Origin of the sequence: Pseudomonas sp. OV546 (assembly GCF_900116845.1) — a bacterium.
In the GTDB taxonomy this organism is placed as follows: domain Bacteria; phylum Pseudomonadota; class Gammaproteobacteria; order Pseudomonadales; family Pseudomonadaceae; genus Aquipseudomonas; species Aquipseudomonas petroselini.
In genome coordinates this window covers 477,816-493,321 of sequence record NZ_FPCE01000004.1, presented here as the reverse complement: position 1 = coordinate 493,321, position 15,506 = coordinate 477,816, and the positions used below count along the sequence as shown (strand labels likewise).

Genomic DNA, 15,506 nt, shown 5'->3' with positions numbered 1-15,506 from the left:
AACTGGATTCGGCCTCATCAATTCAACGATGGGTTGGCACCAGCGCAGGCCGAGGAAAAACTTAACGTCGTGTCCGGGATTAGTTGACCACTACATGAGTGACCCAACACTACCTGGAAAATGCTTCGCACAAGTCTCGGCACTCCCGCGAGTGATAGCAACAAGATGAAAGTGCACCCTCGAAATGTCGGGAATCTGCACAGGAAGAGGCCGGGTGCATTTTGAGTCCAAAAAGATCCTTTGAGGAAACCTCTCAAGCCAGCTTTTTGCACCGTACAACTGTTTCGCAGAGCTCGATACAGCACGTTTGTACCACCGTTTCCACGCAACGGAGGTGTCGACTTCGGATTGGTAGATAATGTGCTTGTCTGAAAAAATTACAACATCATCTCCAAACACCACCATTACGTCTGCGAATTCCTTCGCGCTACCTTTTCCATCGCGCATATCTTGGTCGGTGTGCAGGTTGGCATGGGCCCACAAACTCAAGAATGACTTCCGACACAGTCTCATCAGCAACCGTTCGGACTCGTTGACCCCTTCTGCATCCGATATATCGAAAACACCTAATCTTTCCGAGCTAGACATTGCCATCCTCCTTACCTGTTAAGAAAAATCTAACAGAATTAGCGACGTGGAGTAATGGCAATTTGTCGCACCGACGAAACTGAAGACAGCCCGTTGAGGGTGGTCTTCGACAAAACCAAGGGAGACTCAGCTAGTAGAGAGTAATCATTCGTAGAAGGCGATCATCAGGCTTGTATTCAAGAGCAACATTCATGCGGGCCGGTTGACCTGGAACGGACCGCGGAACCTCAAGCACGACATTGAATGTCTTCACATCGTGATCCTTCATGTAGCGAAGATTGTAAATGTAACTAGCTTCAATTTTTGATCGAATTAAATTTACCAATTGTTCTTTTTCGGCCCCAACGAGTCCTCCCTTAATTAGCTTACCTGCTTTTAGTAAGTAATCGTACTTGGCGTCCTCTATGAGGATGTCCATGCCAGCCAGCGGTGATACCGTACTCGCAATTGCATTAAGAGAAAAATGCGTATCTGTCTCAAATTCAGGAAAAGTTGGTCGTTCGATTTTGTAGCTAAGGAAGTGGCTAAAATCATGTAATTGGATACTTCGTATCTGAAAACCGAGGTCCTCAAATGGATATAAGGTTATGTTGATGTCCTCATCATTGGACCGATCATCCTCATGAGCGAGAAGTATCACGCTCTCACGCTTTATACAAAGATTGACTAAAATAGTAGAAAGGTAAGACTTTGCTGTTGAGGTATAAGTGGTCGGAATAAAACCTAAATACGCAGGAAACGATTTAAGCCCTTCATGGATTCGCTTTAGAGAAGTGTCGGTGATATTCGTTAAATATACGCAAAAGAGAAGATTGCTATGTTGATACTCAAATGATCTGACTAGAATTAAATTCTCTTGAAGAAGATTGAAGACGAACTCTTGCTTTTCACTGTCCGCAACTAGATCTCCAGCGAGGATACTTTGAGTGCTTTTAGGATCCAGCAAAGGTAGAATTTGATGCATTACCTCACGACCATAGCTGCTAGATTCTATCGCAGTAGAATTGAAGATAAAACCTGCTTCGTTGCGATCCAGCGATGGAACCAGTGCAGTTTTTAGTTTTGTATAGTCTACCCCGCTCTTGCCAAGATCACGAACGGTACTACGAAACATTGACTGAATTTCAGCCATCATTCTTGGCTGAGAAATATTAAAGCTTTCGCTAACCACCTCAAGAAAAACATTACCTCTAGCATTCAGCGTGAAAATAGTGTCCATATAATAAAGACTCGTTGAAAGCGGGATTGACGCTCGTACCTTAAAGGCAGAGTAATTTCAGTAACGACCTATCGCTCCTGATACTATCATAGGCAACGATATCTAACTCTGGCTGGAAACGGACTTTTTACGAGCACAATAATAGTATTGTGCTCGTCGGCAGGACATGTCGTGGGTATTTTCTCACGATCCAAATTGCATTTTTTTGGAATTTTAGATTTTCCGCACCAACAACACTCGTTGCGACGTAAACTCATATGAAGTTAATCTGTATATTTTTTAGAGGTGTTTTTTTCAATATGATATTTTAATCACTCCCAGTTTCGTAGATGTCTCTAATAGTAGTTTATGGATCTGGCCGCGTGAGTTTCCTCGTTAGCTACATAGGTATTGGTAATTCTGTTTAGGTCGCGTAGGTATATAAATACCTGGGAAGAGCAAGCTCTTCCGGTATATGCTCCAGAGCAGGTTTAATTCACCCTCACGGAATAAATAGCGCCTTATTTCTTACTGGCTCCTAAGGTTGGGATTACCAATTCTTTTATGATTTTCTCGGCCTGATCAATCTGGCCGGTGGAGGGTAATGGATCAAGTCCATTTTCAGCGGCGTCTATCTTATTCATCCAATCGGAATACTCTTCGTCAGTAAAATCCTTGGCGAGTTTACCTTGGTGTTTTTCAATAAAAACTATGAGTTTTTTGGTTAGTGCCTTCACTTCCTCACCAAGCTCTGCTTGTGGATAATCGTCAAAAATATCTTTTTGATAGTCATCATGTACAGATTGCTTTAAGTATCGGCTCAAATAATAAAATGCCGATCGAGCTTCAGGTAAGGGAGTATTTAAAACTAACGACTTAAGCTCATTCATTTTAGCCAATCCTGATTATGTCAAATGCTGACTGAGGGAGATCTGAAAGTATATATTCATATGATAGTGGGTTTGCACGCTCTTTAACATCGACCTTTTTGTAGAATGGTACCGCTTCTAAACGCGATATTACGCAGAGCAATGGCTTGAACTGTTGATCTGTCGCCCTCTTAGAGATAGTAACAATTTCATCGTGAACCTCCTGTGTTATCTTTCCTAACCTTAGCATAATGCCCGCGCCATTTCTGATACCACGACGGTTTAGCTTTATTTTGGTATTGTGCAAATCTGCCCCGGCAATCTCTTTTTGCAACGTGTTGTAGATCTCAAGAGGAGACGAGCTTGGAGGAACAGTGAAGTGTGGAGACTGAAAATCCGAGCCGAAATAAGGCGTGCACCACATGTAATGTTTATCATCGTAGTATTTTTTATTAATATTGTACGCTAGCGCAGTCATGGTTGAATACAATATTGGATTTTGTATGTTGCTAAGTGACATGAGCTCTCCATAATAATTGTTTTGATAACAAGTCGTGCGCTTGAGCGAAGCTTTTCGGTTAAACGTAGATAGCGAAAATTGTTTCGTCTTGGCTATCTCCATAGAGCCCGGCAGCTAGCTCTTGACGACGTCAAGGGTAGCGTGGCACTCAGCAAAGATTCAATCGAGATAGTATTTTAGTCCAATGGTCTGGGGGACACTGCGGCCCGCTTCGGAGCGAAGGCGAGCCGTCTCGAACGCCAGCGTCCGGCCGGAAGTGACCTGGTGCGAACGCCCACAGCCGTTTTCTGACCTTCGTTTAGCGGTTGAACTGCCAGGGTTTTCCTAGACGATGAGTGAGTAATTGCATGGTCAGCAAATAGTAATAGCGCGTCGATTCGGTGCGCTGGTTTAGATGGTGATTCAAAAACCACGCAAGGTGTTTTCTCTGCCAAGTCCATGGATTGTCGCGTTGCCAGCGCTCAGCGATTGCTGTTTGGATAGCTTTCGCCTGACGAAGGTGGCGCTGGCGGGTGGTATGCGACCCCGTCAGGACGCCTGACAGGAACAGCTCCATATCGAATGCCTTGCTCATGTTCGACCGCCAATGTAAGCCGACACCACGACGATACGACCGTGCCCCAGCTCGCAGCTGACTTGGACTCGGGCCTCCTGATCAAGGCGTCGGTCGAACTGGTAGCAGTTGCCGCCATTGATGGGCGCGAGATGTCGAGTGATTTGCTCATAGCGTTCGCATGCATAGGCAGCCCGCAATTCGTGGAAACTTTTGAGGTTGTGCATATGGAGGATGTCCCGTGCGGGACGGACGATTCCCTGCACAAAATCGAGGTAGCTTTCGTTCGGTGCAAGCAGGTTGCGGCTACCGTCGGGCGAGACCTTTTCGGCAAACTTTAGGGCGTCACGAATATGATCATCTACCCTGATCCAGCGAGGTGCCGACGCACCTGAGCGGCCCCCTTTGGTGCCATCCTGGATGTTGATCTTGCCGTAGTGTTCGGCCTCACGTTTTAGACGCGGTAGGTCGGCCAAAATGGCCTCGCGTAAGCGCATACCGGTGGCTCGCGTCAAATGCGCGATGGCGGCGGCGCGCGCCTGCTGGTGTTCGCAAAGCACCTCTACGATCCGTTTCACCTGTTCGCGGTCTTGGCCTTGCGGCACTGAACGACGAACACTGGTGCGCCGCATTCCCAATGCCTTGCTCGGACTCACGACCTTCACATGCAGATCACCGCGAAGCGCAGCCATGGTCCGATTCACGCTGGACAACCGGTTTTGCGCGGTGGCGATGGCGAGCTCACCTTGTTCAACTTGCTCGCGCAGATGTCCGGCGTAGTCCAGCAAGGTCTGCCGATCAATTTTTCGCGCATCGTTAAACCCCGGCCCAGCCTCCGACCGACACCAGCGTACAAACGCCAGCCAGCGATCACTGTGTGCCTTGACCGTGCCGTAATGCCCGCCGCCAAACCGATCACGTAGCGCCTGTGGCCCGGCATAACTCAGTTGCCGTCCATAGCCAAAATTGCGCCCGTCACGTTTACCTACCAGTGCCATGATCAAACTCCTCTCGAAGCTAACCCTTAAAACCCTCCCCACGTCATCCCGCCAAGAATGTTGAGTGTTATCAGGGATCAAGGCCCCTGCGACCTGTGAGGGTTGTCCATTAACGCGGGACTGACGGCTCCTTACGACCGGGAGCTTGGGCATCTCATGATCTGGCCTCCTGAACACTTCGGCGGAAGTGGGCGGGTGGAGGCTACGCTGGCTGACGAGACCGGCGCCGCGAGATCCTGAGTTAGGTGAAGGCAGTGAGGCGATGACCGGGGCATGCCTGACTGTCAGTCAGGTGCAGTCCATTCCTTGGGCTGCGGCACCATCATCTGCATCGCTGTTGCTGGTGACTTCGGTGTTTGTCACGCCGATTGTCACGAGGGGGAATGCCGCAAAGCCTTGTACGAGTTGGGCTGCAGCAGTGGTAGGAGCGCCCGTCTCTTTCCGGGAGAAAGAGACGGGCGCAGGTTGGCGCACGGGAATGGCCAAGCGGATAGGTTGCTGCAGGGCAGCTATGAAAGGGGATGAGTTGCCGCAGTGGGCACTCGGGTAGAAGTAGGCATCCATCACATCGCTGTGACCGTGCGAGCCGCCGGACGCTAATCGCACTTTGGGAGAACCACCACGGTGTGGCGTAGCCTTAAAGGTTCTGGCTACCTGGGTTGCTGTCAACGACAGCGCTTTGCCCGATCTTTTCTACGCCTGTGGATAATTTGGGTCAAGGCTCGAATTTTCGGGAATTCTGCGGCTGTGGATGAAATTATCCACCGGTGGAAATCTATGGTTTTCCACAGACAATTCGCGTGGGCTTTAGATTTTTTAAATGAGGTCCATCCAAGCAGGGCGGCTTTGCAGCCCCGCTTGGATGGACCCGCGTGGAAGGGCGGACTGCGGTGATCTTATTGGCTTACCCACGTTTGGATGCGCCGCGGCTATTTTGTAGGGCGGTAATGTTGTCGCCGACCGGGTGAGCGAATTCGTGGGGAGTCACATGCCCATGGCGGTTGGCGTCGATGTAGTTGCTCCACCACGCCATGATCAGCCTGCGCTGTTCGAGGAATTCGGCCTTGTGGATATACGCGGCGCGCACGCGGTTGCGTTCCTTGTGGCTCATTTGTCTTTCGATGGCTGCGTCGGTCCATAACCCTGATTCCAGCAGGGCGCTACAGGCCATGGTCCTGAAGCCGTGACCGCACACGTCCTTGCTGGTGTCATAGCCGACGTTACGGAGCATGGTGTTCACGGTGTTCTCGGACATGGGCTTCCAGTACTTGTGGTCGCCCGGTAGCACTAACTCTGAAAAGCGACTGAGGCTGCGCAGGCGCTCCAGTACTTCGATGACCTGCGGCGACAGCGGGACCATTTGAATGTCGCCGTTCATCTTGGTCCCGCGTGTGGAGTTGCGTACCCCTTCAATCGGTGCGCGCGTATCGGGGATTTCCCACATGGCGCGTTGGAAGTCGAACTCACTCCATCGAGCGAAGCGCAACTCGCTGGAGCGGACGAACACATGCAGAGTCAGCAGCACGGCAAGGCGCGTCAGCTCGCGGCCGTTGTAGTTGTCGATTCGGTGTAGCAGTTCGGGTAGGCGGTTGAGGGAGAGGGCCGGGCGATGGATTGTGCGCGGCGCGTGAATCGAGCCCGCCAGATCCAGTGCAGGGTTCATGGTGATCTGCCGAGCCCTTTTGGCCCCGCGCATGATGGTGGATAAGTAGTTCTGTACCCTTAACGCCACATCCATGGTGCCGCGTTCCTTGATGCGCTGGGTGATCTCTAGCAGGTCGTGGGTATCGAGTTCGGCGATGGGGCGTTGGCCGATCAGCGGGAAGACGTGGGTGCGCAGTCGGCTCATTACGGTTTTTGCGTGGCCTTCGGTCCAGCGACGGGACATGTCGGCGTGCCACTCCAGAGCAACGGTTTCGAAAAGCAGTGCCGCCCGCTGGGCTACGATCTTGGCCTTCTTCTTTTCTTCCATTGGGTCGAGATTGTCGAGCAGCAATGCCTTGGCTTCGTCTCGCTTACGCCGTGCGACGGAAAGGGTAACGATGGGGTAATTGCCGATAATGAGCGTACCTTCCTTGCCGTTGGGCTTGGTGTACTTCAAGCGCCAGGTCTTCACGCCATTGGGTTTGACGAAAAGGTACATGCCGCCGCCGTCGAACAGTTTGTAGGCGCGTTCGCGGGTTTTGGCCGTGCGGCATTGCAGGTCGCTGAGAGGGATCGCTAGACGTGGCATAGGGGTACGCGCTCCTGACCGGAAAATCGCAGTACCCCTAACATACCCTCGGGGAAGGGGGATTTTGTTGGATCCCGACAGAGGGTCCTGGAACGAAAAAACCCGCCAAAGGGCGGGTTTTCGGGGCTTCCAGAGCATTCGGTGGAATGCAATGGAGCCTAATGTGGTGCCGGCACCAGGAGTCGAACCCGGGACCTACTGATTACAAGGAAGGTGCTTCTAACATATAAATCAATAGGTTACGGTACTATTTGTTACGTGCAGGCACGCCAATACCCGCTTAAATGGCGAGCTTTGGGCGGCTTGTTACGTTGATTTTGCTCAGTCGGACGAAGGTAAAACGGGAGAATGCTCAAGTCGCAAGCGTCCATCATTCAGACTGTGCTGAGCGGTACTAGCTCCCAACAAGGCCGATAACTGACATGCCCGCATAGATCTCTACTACAGGAGACCCTAATCGACAGGGGGCAGGGCAAAGGTGAGCGAACCCTCTCGATCAGCATGGGATGCTGCGAATGAGGGCTCGATAGACTCATGTGGAATGGGAAACGGAAAGGCTAACTGCGCGTGATGCTTAACTTGATATCGGCGGACTTCAGACTGCGGCCCGAGCAAACAATTTAAGCTCTTCCACCAGTTCCTTTTTTGGCTGATTAACTACATCATCTTGCATTTGACAAATCATATTCTTGAAGAGCTCAGTCCGACTTAGCTTAGTCGCGGTTTGGAGCGTCAGCAGCTCGTCGGCGATATATGCGTTTAACTTCAGCGAAAGGCGTTTACTTTGCTCTCTCAGTTCCGGCGCCGCCCTAACAATGACCTGGTGCCCAACATTGCCTTTATGGCTGTTAGGATCTGATTGCTTCCAACTGCAGACTACTGCCTTACCTGCTCTTTCTTGTCTTGCAAGGAAATCAATGTAGACGCTTAAAAACATCTTGCGGTGCTTCGTGGCTGCTGCTGCACTGATCGCATTCATCGCATAATCCAAGCGATCCAAATATGACGCTGGAAGCCTTGTTTCTACTGAAACAACGGCTAACTCTCTGGCAGCCTTAATGGCAGGAGTCGATTGTGCGGGTACAGCGACGACACGGTCGCAAATATCGCATACGGCGACCAAAACGTTTTCTACTTCGCCGACCCCGTCATCGAACGGAACATTCCTACGCTGGAATGTGGTGTGAACCACGCTTTCGCAATCCTCGCAGATAGCCTGGCTCTTATCTCCTTCTTTATAAAATGTCATTGTCGTTGTCTCACTGATGAACGCTTATGAACATAACATTTGGAGTGATAATGTAAAATTTGACGTACCAACCTTCAAATTCGATCACGTGAACATCTATGTTCTTGATACTGTGGTGGCTTGAGCAGGAATGATGGGATCCTTTGCATCGCCCAATTATGGAAAGCACGTCGGCAGCGGTTACCGCGCCAGTAGAAAGCAGGTTTTTCGTGCTGATATTCACTCGCGATTGATGCTGAAAATTACCTGTCTGTAGCGCTGTGATTAGCGCTTTTTTTGCATCCTTAAATCCCATGCGGCACCCTTACTCCATGTCCTTTGTACGAAATCCATCGTACAAAATCAAGTGTTCAATGAAATACCCGACGGTAGGCGCTAGCGCGCACCGCAATTTGAAGGTCTGTAACCCCGGCTTTGCGAAAACTGAATTGATTCGGCCTAAGATCTGTAAGCCAGCCATCTCATTGTTTGTAGCTTATTACGTCTCGCGCACAAGAAAAGACCTGAATCGCCGGCAAGATTTCTGCGACACCAGGAGTGCACCCCTAGGACTCACAAAATTACGCGGTGGCTGCTCAAATTTCTACAATCATTGGCTTACATAATTCTTTGTAAGATTAGGGCGCGCCTAAGCCCCCATAGATAGGGGGCCTGGCCTATATGTTCGGGGTATTGATCAGTCTGCGGAAGGGGATACCGTGGGGATGCTCAGGTCGTAAACGTCCATCATCTTGGGGTCACGGTGGCCGCTGGCTTCCTGCTTGTCCGCCCGAGTGCCCACAGTGTCAGTGATGCCACGCCGTTTCAGGTCGTGAAGGGCAAACCGCTGTTCTTGCGTGATGAACTTGTCCGCCAGTGCAAGGGTGATGAAGCGTTGCCAGGCCGTGTCCAGGCTGGTTTTGCGAAGTGGGCCACCATGGCTGGCCACGATGATGTTTCTGCGTGACGGCATGATCGGAATTGCCGTTTTGCGCTTGACCCATACCTTGGCCCGATAGGCTTTAGCGTTGTCCCAAGCTTTGCGCAGACGTGGCGTCCAACGCACGATGTTGTCCCTACTGCCTTTGCGGCGGTTGGTCAGTATTCCGCTTTCCAGCTCGTTTTCGTCGGTGAGCGTCACAACCTCAATGCCGCGCAACCTGCAGAGGTAGGCCAGTTCCATGACGTAGCCAAGGTATTCGGGACAGCCACCTTTCTCGTTGCGCTGCAGCAAACCTCTGGCAATTGCCCGGTCGATGAGAGCGTCCATGACCTGGTGGTTCGGCAGGCGGCGCTGCTTGCGCTCCACGGGCGCCTCAATACCCAGGGCTGGGTTCACCTCGAGGAAGCCGCGATTACGGCCCCACTGCAGCACACGGCGTAGGTAGCGTAAAGCGTGAGCTGCCTTCGATGGCGTGCCTTCGTCCGCTAGTCGGTCAACAATCCGCTGCACCAGCGCAGAAGTGAATTTCCGAACAGCCAGATCCCCCAGCGGTTTGCCCAGCTTGGTGGGAATGTTTAGAAGAACATCGCGGGAATAGCAGTAGTCGTCGTGGGTTTTCGAACTGAGCTTCTTGTACCGATCGCAATCGTGAAACTGGGCGCATACGTAGCGAAGCGTTCCCCGGTCGACGTTGGAAGCCTCGTCCATGATTTGGTGCAACTCTGCCAGCGAAACGCTAGCCGGTGCAATGTTGCGCCGGCGCTGTGTGCCCGTTTCGTCACGATGCAGGCTGTACCACACGCCTTCGTTTCGCTGATCAAAGTAAACGGCCGCTGGGAGAGCGGCCTGGTCAATGTGAGCGGGAATGTGCGGATTATGCTTCCGCTTCCTTGCTTTCCTCATAGGATGTCGGCGTCGTATCGCTCTGCAGTTGCGGGCGTCATACCTGCGGCTTGGTTGATAAGGTCCAGCGTTGTCCAAGGTCCTGTACGACCACGGAAAAGGCGAATGCCCTGGTCGATCAGCGAGCGTTCAACATCAGATCGGCGTTGATAACCGGTGATGCGCTGCAGGTCGGTGAATACCAGAACATTGTCCGATCGGGAGTTCATTACTAGCCCTCTGAAAGCTGGTGCGCCCCGGGCAGTCTAGCGCTGGCGCCGGGGCATGATTGTTAGAAGTTGGGATGCAAACTGCTGGAACTATTGGTTGGCCAGCAACTGGGACACAAATGCCCTTTCACCTGCAGTAAGGTCGCCTTGCAGGTGGGCCATGGTGGTGACCGCCTCGAGGCGGATCCGCGCGTCGGGCGTCTTGTGGACCTGGTAATCGAAAAGCGCGGTACCGACGATGCGGATGGCCATCAGGTGCCGCGCCGCTTGCGGTCCTTCTGCCGGCACTGTGATAGCCTTCGGATCGCTGCTGCTTTGGTGCTCTGCTTGCATGGTGTTGCCCTCAGTGGTGGTTGGTACCGGGGAGCTGTAACTCCTCGGTGCCCTTCATTTGCCGGCGTAGCCGGTGTCCGGTCCGGTTCTTAGGCTCATGCCTTTCGTACCAGGTGAATAACCAGGTCTTCAAACTCCTGTTCGTCGTTGCAGGACTGCCACTCCAGCACTGCCTGCACTTGTTCTCGGGAGCAGTCCATAACGAAAATCTCGCTCTGGCCACCGGTGGCCCGAACCTCAAGGATCTGGACGAGGCCGTCAGCGCCGTAGGCTTCTGCAAACACGGTTCTGCCCTCGTAACCCAGTTGAACCATTACCGCGTGGATCCGGCGGATCTCCTCGGCTGCGTTGTTCTGTTCCCGCTCAACAATCAGTTGGATGTGCATGGCGGTCACTCACGGAAGATGAAGCAACGCATGGTCGACGGGATGTGAGCAGTCGGAGCCATATCCTGCTGACGTGCTCGAATCGCGCTTTCCACGCGTTTCTGAGTGTCCAAGCAATGGTGAGCACGGCAGTCTTTGAGCAGTCGGCGCAGTACTGCCAGGTCCGGAATGCGCTGGCGGTGCTCCAGGGCGACCTCGGCGAACTGGTTAAGGTTGATGGCGATCAAGCCAGGCTTTTTGCTGTGGTTGACCATCGGGGCAGAGGGCAGCGATTCCAGGTAATCAAACACCTGCCAAAACTCGTTCACTTCCTTCGGATCGGTGCTGATCGCCGCCTGGCGCTCGTTGGCTGCTTTCAGAAGGTATTTGCGGCAGGCCTGGACCATGTGGTCCGGGATTGCGATGACGAGCTGCAGGCAGTCCAGCAGGGCCAGCATCATGCTGTGGTTCTTGATGACCCGATCGGATGCCAGATTACGGCTGGCCCAAAGCTCGGCGCGGTATTGGGGATACAGTTCCGCGAAGCGCTTGAGCACCAGCGGCTCGGCGCGCATTGCCTTCACCATGAAGTGGCTGACGTGCTCCAGCTCGGTCTGAACAATTGCATCAGCAGCCTTGCGGCTCTTGTCGGTGATCACCGGCTTGAGAAACGGCAAGCGGACGATACGGCTGATGATCGCTTCGTGGCCGGTAACGATGGCGTTCTGAGCGATAACGATGGACGCGCGAAACGGCGGCTCGTAGGTATCGTTGCTGTTGGACTTGACGCCCCGGGTACGCAGGGTGCCGCCGCCATAGAAGTCTTTGAACTGGTCCCACTCGAAGGCTTTGGTATTGTCCTCGTTGGTGTTCCGGTCAGCCTCAAGAAGGACCAATGGCAGGTTGGCCACCTGGCCCATTGCTCGGCTCAAGCCTGAGAACGAACTTTTGGCCGGATCGAAACCCTCGTAGGTCCGCCCGAACAGCTTCCAGATGAACTTGATCAGCGTGGTTTTGCCCGAATCGGGCTCACCCGACATTTCCAGGAACGGAAAGCTTTCATGTTCGGCCCGGATCTGCTCGGCGAACAGCGAGCCAAACCAATAGGTGAGGGCGAGAACGCCATTCTCGCCAAAGACAGTCCATAGGTTCGGCAGCCAGTCTTCGCGATAGCCCTTACTGTCCAAGGCCATTTTGATTTTTACCGACTTCATGAGGCATTTGACCCGCTGCTTTCCGAACTCGAAATAGTCCTCGTCGTTGGCCTTGTAAATAGACCCGCCGTGGATAGCGATGTCGTTGAAGATGTACGCCTTGTGATCGCGGCTGTAGCCCAGGAAGTCGATGGTTTCGACGGTTTTCAGGCGTTCGGTTTGACGGATAATGATCTGGTCCAGATGCTTTTGCGTGCCCAGCCAAGTCGCGCCCGAATACATCAAGCGGGTCTTAAACTCGCTGCTTGAGGAGATTTGCTTCGGCGTGAACGTGTAATTCTCGCCATGGTCGTCGTGGATCCCCAACACCTGGAAGTAAAACCACGCCTCGTTGGTGACGTCGTTCACCTGCTTGTACAGCGCCTCAAAACGGCAGTTGGCCAAGAGCTTCAAGCTGCAGACGTTCTGCAGCACCTTGCGGCGTGCAGCCTTGTCGTTGAGCTGTTGATCCTCGTGGTCTTCGCTGGTTGCCAGTGCCTTTTGTTCTTCCTCGAGCTTCGACAAATCGAACTTGGCCCAGTAGGTTTGGTTGCCGAAGTCAAAAGCGAACTCTGGGAAACCTTCCTCCCAGGTGTACATCAGCAGCGCCTTTTCTTTCGGCGAGGGGGCCAGCAGCAAGTCACCCTCATGGCGCGCGGCATCCAGGTCACGCTTGCGCTTGTCATTGCGCGCTTTACCTTCTTCTTCGAACTGCCAGCGTTGGTGCAGGTCGTTCCAGTCGACTTTCTTATCCCGCTGGGGAATCAGCGCCGCCTTACAGGTGAAGCCCATTTCACGTGCCTGTTTGACCCAGCGCAGCAGGTAGCCGCGAGCAGTTGGCTCGTTGTCCAGGGCCCAGACCAAAGTGGGCAGGTTGCCCGGGCGCTGCTCGACCAGACGTTTCAACGCTTCTACTGGGAAGTTCACACTCGACATGGCCGACACCGCGTCGACGTCGTTTTGCACCAGGGCGGTGGCGTCGAAGATGCCCTCGACAATCCACAGCTCTTTCACCTTGGCCAGGTCCACGCTCGGCGGGCACCACAACTCACCCTGGGCGCTGTATTGGGGCTTGAAACGGGCTTTCATCTTGCCGAAGCGGGAGGGGCGATCGATCAGGCGTTCCCAGTAGCCACCGTTCGGCAGGGGGAATCGAATCGTGGCACTAGACTCTTTCGTTTCGTAGTTGACGTAGTTCTCTTGGGTGAACCAGCCGGTCATAGCTCCGGCATTTAAACCACGGGCGAATTCCAAGTAAGCACGTGCGGTTACGGTCGGATCGTTGTCAGTAGCCGGCGCGCGCTTGCTCCAGTCCTCAAACAGGTCCTCATAGATTTCTTTGACGTGCTCGATATGGCCGCAGCGCTCCGGCCGGCCGCAGCGGATCTGCCATGGTTTGTCGTGGCGGGCATAAAGCTCTTTCTTGTTGCAGGCAGGGCAAACCCCGCCCCGCATGTAGTTCGTGCCTACACGTAGCTTCAGGCCGAAGTCATCTTCCAGCCGCTGAAGTAGTTGGGTGCGGATATCTTCATTCATCATTGACATTATTTCGCTGCTTTTAAGCTGTGAGAGAGCGCGGCCATCAGGCGTTTTTGTGCTGCCATTACCGGGACGTGGGCGAGGATGGCGCCGTGGCGAAGACCGTCCGTTACAAAGCGGAATTGGTCGTCGTACCAATGTTCATTGAGGCTCAAGCGGTACTGTTCACGCAGCGCGGCCAGCAACGCTTCGGCCTCGGCCGGGGGTAGTTGAGTGGTGACAATTACGGCGTTTACCATCGTGAAACCTCGACTTCGGGCGCAGCTCACCCAAACCCATGAGATGTGGGGCCGGAGTTTGGTTGGGTTGGGAGTTACGAGTGGGTGGAGCGCAGACGCACGTTGTCCGGAGTGTTCAGGACACGTTGATAGATCAGGCTGACAGGCACGGACCAGCAGTGCCCTTTAACGGGATCCCGAATCACCACAACGGTGTCGGTGCTGTGGTCCAGAATGAGGCGCTGACGGAAAGCGATTTCCATTAGCTCGATGTGGGCAAGGGAGGTCAGTTTGGTTGCAACCGATTCCGCCACGTGGAAGCTGGTCACCAGGTGGGTGATGGCGCGGTTAAGAAGCGCCGACAGGTCGCCCAGGTGCTCGGCTTGATGGCGCTCAAGGAAAGCCAGCGCGGCGTTCTGCATGCATTCCTGATAGTCCAGGGCATTGGTTTGAGTGGTCATTTGGCTTTCCCCGATTTGGCGCGGTAGAGATCGATCGCGGCATACACTTCGGCGGTGCGTGCGGCCATGTGCAAGGTATGGGCGTTCTGGATCAGCTCGGCCTCAACGTCGGTTATCACCCCGTCATCAAGCGCCTGGGCAATGATCTGGTCGACCGTCCCTTGTTTGGCTGAACTCTGCATGGCCCGTGCGTACATCTCCACGTTATCCAGTCTGTCTGGATGGACCACTGGGACGAACATGCCGCCGTACATTGCTGCGACATAGTTGGGCAAGTGGTGAGTGCCCGTTACCTGCTCCAGCTGGTAGATCTGCGCATCGGTCAATGGGCGGCAGCTGTTGTTTTCATAAGCATGGTTATCAAACTTTTTGAGCGGGAGGCCGATCCGGGCGGCAGCACATTCGCGGCCACCTGAGTAGCTGCAAATGATCGCGCTGACCACTTCCCTACGCGTCTTTAGAACTCGACTTTTCATCTTCTGCTGTTCCCTCAGTGCACTGGCCATTACTGTGCAATCACGCCGTCTTTGATACCGAGCAGTACGGCGGCGCGATGTGCCTCCCCCCGGCGACCTTTGATCCGACCGTTCAATAGGTCGCTGACTAAATTTTTATTCAAATGATGCTGACGGCTGAATTCAGCAATGCTCACTCCCTTGTGATCAAGAGCGGCGCGGGCTTGCTCGGGCGTAATGGTGGCGGGCATCATGTCTACTCTGTTTGTTTGTGGTTAATTCTGTTGGTCTGTGGTGATTCTTGGTCAAATATTTGACCAGGTCAAGTGTGGTGAATAAAAAAATGCTCATAGCTGACGGAGTAGGTGATCGCCTAAGGGAAGAGCGCGAGCGCTTAGGTTTGAATCAAACGGATTTTGGAACGCTTCTTGGAGTTAGTCGCGGAACTCAAAAAAATTATGAATTAGGCGCTAACACGCTGGATCTGCGCTATGTCGCATCCTTGGTGGAGCACAGCGTAGACGCTGGTTACGTGCTTTCTGGCCATCGATCTCCACCACCTGGTCAGGGCCTTGATCCTGTCGAAGCAGATTTGATCGAACAGTTTCGGCGCCTACCTCTGGATGATCAAAAAACTATCCGGAGAATCATTAGGTCGATGGCCGCCGAAGCAGACGGTGCTTCGACTTAACCTGTAACA

At 53.3% G+C, this 15,506-nt stretch carries 17 protein-coding genes; 1 reads left to right on the top strand and 16 read right to left on the bottom strand.

Going from position 1 to position 15,506, the window contains the following annotated elements; genetic code table 11:
* Positions 1 to 718 precede the first annotated feature (718 nt).
* The 16 genes from BM403_RS12660 to BM403_RS12575 all read right to left on the bottom strand — a co-directional run bounded on the left by BM403_RS12660 (position 719) and on the right by BM403_RS12575 (position 15,057).
* Positions 719 to 1,807 (bottom strand): hypothetical protein, encoded by a 1,089-nt coding sequence (locus BM403_RS12660; RefSeq protein ID WP_093543074.1) that lies wholly within the window; start codon positions 1,805 to 1,807, stop codon positions 719 to 721.
* Positions 1,808 to 2,307: 500 nt separating this feature from the next.
* Positions 2,308 to 2,676, bottom strand: a complete 369-nt coding sequence (locus tag BM403_RS12655; RefSeq protein WP_093543072.1) for a hypothetical protein — start codon at positions 2,674 to 2,676, stop codon at positions 2,308 to 2,310.
* A 1-nt stretch (position 2,677) separates the two neighbouring features.
* A complete protein-coding gene (locus tag BM403_RS12650) occupies positions 2,678 to 3,175 on the bottom strand; it encodes a hypothetical protein (RefSeq protein WP_093543069.1) in 498 nt (165 codons plus the stop codon).
* A 298-nt stretch (positions 3,176 to 3,473) separates the two neighbouring features.
* Positions 3,474 to 3,749, bottom strand: a complete 276-nt coding sequence (locus BM403_RS12645; RefSeq protein ID WP_093543067.1) for a hypothetical protein — start codon at positions 3,747 to 3,749, stop codon at positions 3,474 to 3,476.
* Positions 3,746 to 4,726, bottom strand: coding sequence for an integrase domain-containing protein (locus tag BM403_RS12640; protein ID WP_093543065.1), 981 nt, complete (start codon positions 4,724 to 4,726; stop codon positions 3,746 to 3,748). The genes BM403_RS12645 and BM403_RS12640 overlap by 4 nt, the downstream gene beginning before the upstream one ends.
* Positions 4,727 to 5,630: 904 nt before the next feature.
* Positions 5,631 to 6,959, bottom strand: a complete 1,329-nt coding sequence (locus BM403_RS12630; RefSeq protein ID WP_093543060.1) for a tyrosine-type recombinase/integrase — start codon at positions 6,957 to 6,959, stop codon at positions 5,631 to 5,633.
* Positions 6,960 to 7,554: 595 nt separating this feature from the next.
* Positions 7,555 to 8,208, bottom strand: coding sequence for a hypothetical protein (locus BM403_RS12625; protein ID WP_093543058.1), 654 nt, complete (start codon positions 8,206 to 8,208; stop codon positions 7,555 to 7,557).
* Positions 8,209 to 8,884: 676 nt separating this feature from the next.
* On the bottom strand, positions 8,885 to 10,033 hold the full coding sequence (gene xerC, locus BM403_RS12615) for a site-specific integrase (RefSeq protein ID WP_093543054.1): 1,149 nt from the start codon (positions 10,031 to 10,033) through the stop codon (positions 8,885 to 8,887).
* Positions 10,030 to 10,242 carry a hypothetical protein gene (locus BM403_RS12610; protein WP_093543052.1) on the bottom strand — a complete coding sequence of 71 codons (213 nt, stop codon included), beginning with the start codon at positions 10,240 to 10,242 and terminating at the stop codon, positions 10,030 to 10,032. The genes xerC and BM403_RS12610 overlap by 4 nt, the downstream gene beginning before the upstream one ends.
* Positions 10,243 to 10,332: 90 nt before the next feature.
* The gene (locus BM403_RS12605; protein ID WP_093543050.1) at positions 10,333 to 10,575 is read right to left on the bottom strand and encodes a hypothetical protein; all 243 of its coding nucleotides are present in this window, start codon (positions 10,573 to 10,575) and stop codon (positions 10,333 to 10,335) included.
* Positions 10,576 to 10,670: 95 nt separating this feature from the next.
* Positions 10,671 to 10,961, bottom strand: coding sequence for a hypothetical protein (locus BM403_RS12600; protein ID WP_093543048.1), 291 nt, complete (start codon positions 10,959 to 10,961; stop codon positions 10,671 to 10,673).
* Between the two features lie 5 nt (positions 10,962 to 10,966).
* Positions 10,967 to 13,678, bottom strand: a complete 2,712-nt coding sequence (locus BM403_RS12595; RefSeq protein ID WP_093543046.1) for a toprim domain-containing protein — start codon at positions 13,676 to 13,678, stop codon at positions 10,967 to 10,969.
* Positions 13,678 to 13,911: a hypothetical protein gene (locus BM403_RS12590; protein ID WP_093543044.1), complete on the bottom strand. Its 234-nt coding sequence runs from the start codon at positions 13,909 to 13,911 to the stop codon at positions 13,678 to 13,680. Before BM403_RS12590 ends, BM403_RS12595 begins: the two co-directional genes overlap by 1 nt.
* A 74-nt stretch (positions 13,912 to 13,985) precedes the next feature.
* Positions 13,986 to 14,351 carry a hypothetical protein gene (locus BM403_RS12585; protein WP_093543041.1) on the bottom strand — a complete coding sequence of 122 codons (366 nt, stop codon included), beginning with the start codon at positions 14,349 to 14,351 and terminating at the stop codon, positions 13,986 to 13,988.
* Entirely contained in the window at positions 14,348 to 14,827 is a 480-nt protein-coding gene (locus BM403_RS12580) for a YmfL family putative regulatory protein (RefSeq protein ID WP_305883445.1), read from the bottom strand. Before BM403_RS12580 ends, BM403_RS12585 begins: the two co-directional genes overlap by 4 nt.
* A 29-nt stretch (positions 14,828 to 14,856) precedes the next feature.
* Positions 14,857 to 15,057: a DNA-binding protein gene (locus BM403_RS12575; protein WP_093543088.1), complete on the bottom strand. Its 201-nt coding sequence runs from the start codon at positions 15,055 to 15,057 to the stop codon at positions 14,857 to 14,859.
* A 92-nt stretch (positions 15,058 to 15,149) separates the two neighbouring features.
* Here BM403_RS12575 and BM403_RS12570 point away from each other — a divergent pair, with 92 nt between their 5' ends.
* A complete protein-coding gene (locus BM403_RS12570) occupies positions 15,150 to 15,497 on the top strand; it encodes a helix-turn-helix domain-containing protein (protein ID WP_093543037.1) in 348 nt (115 codons plus the stop codon).
* Positions 15,498 to 15,506 lie beyond the last annotated feature (9 nt).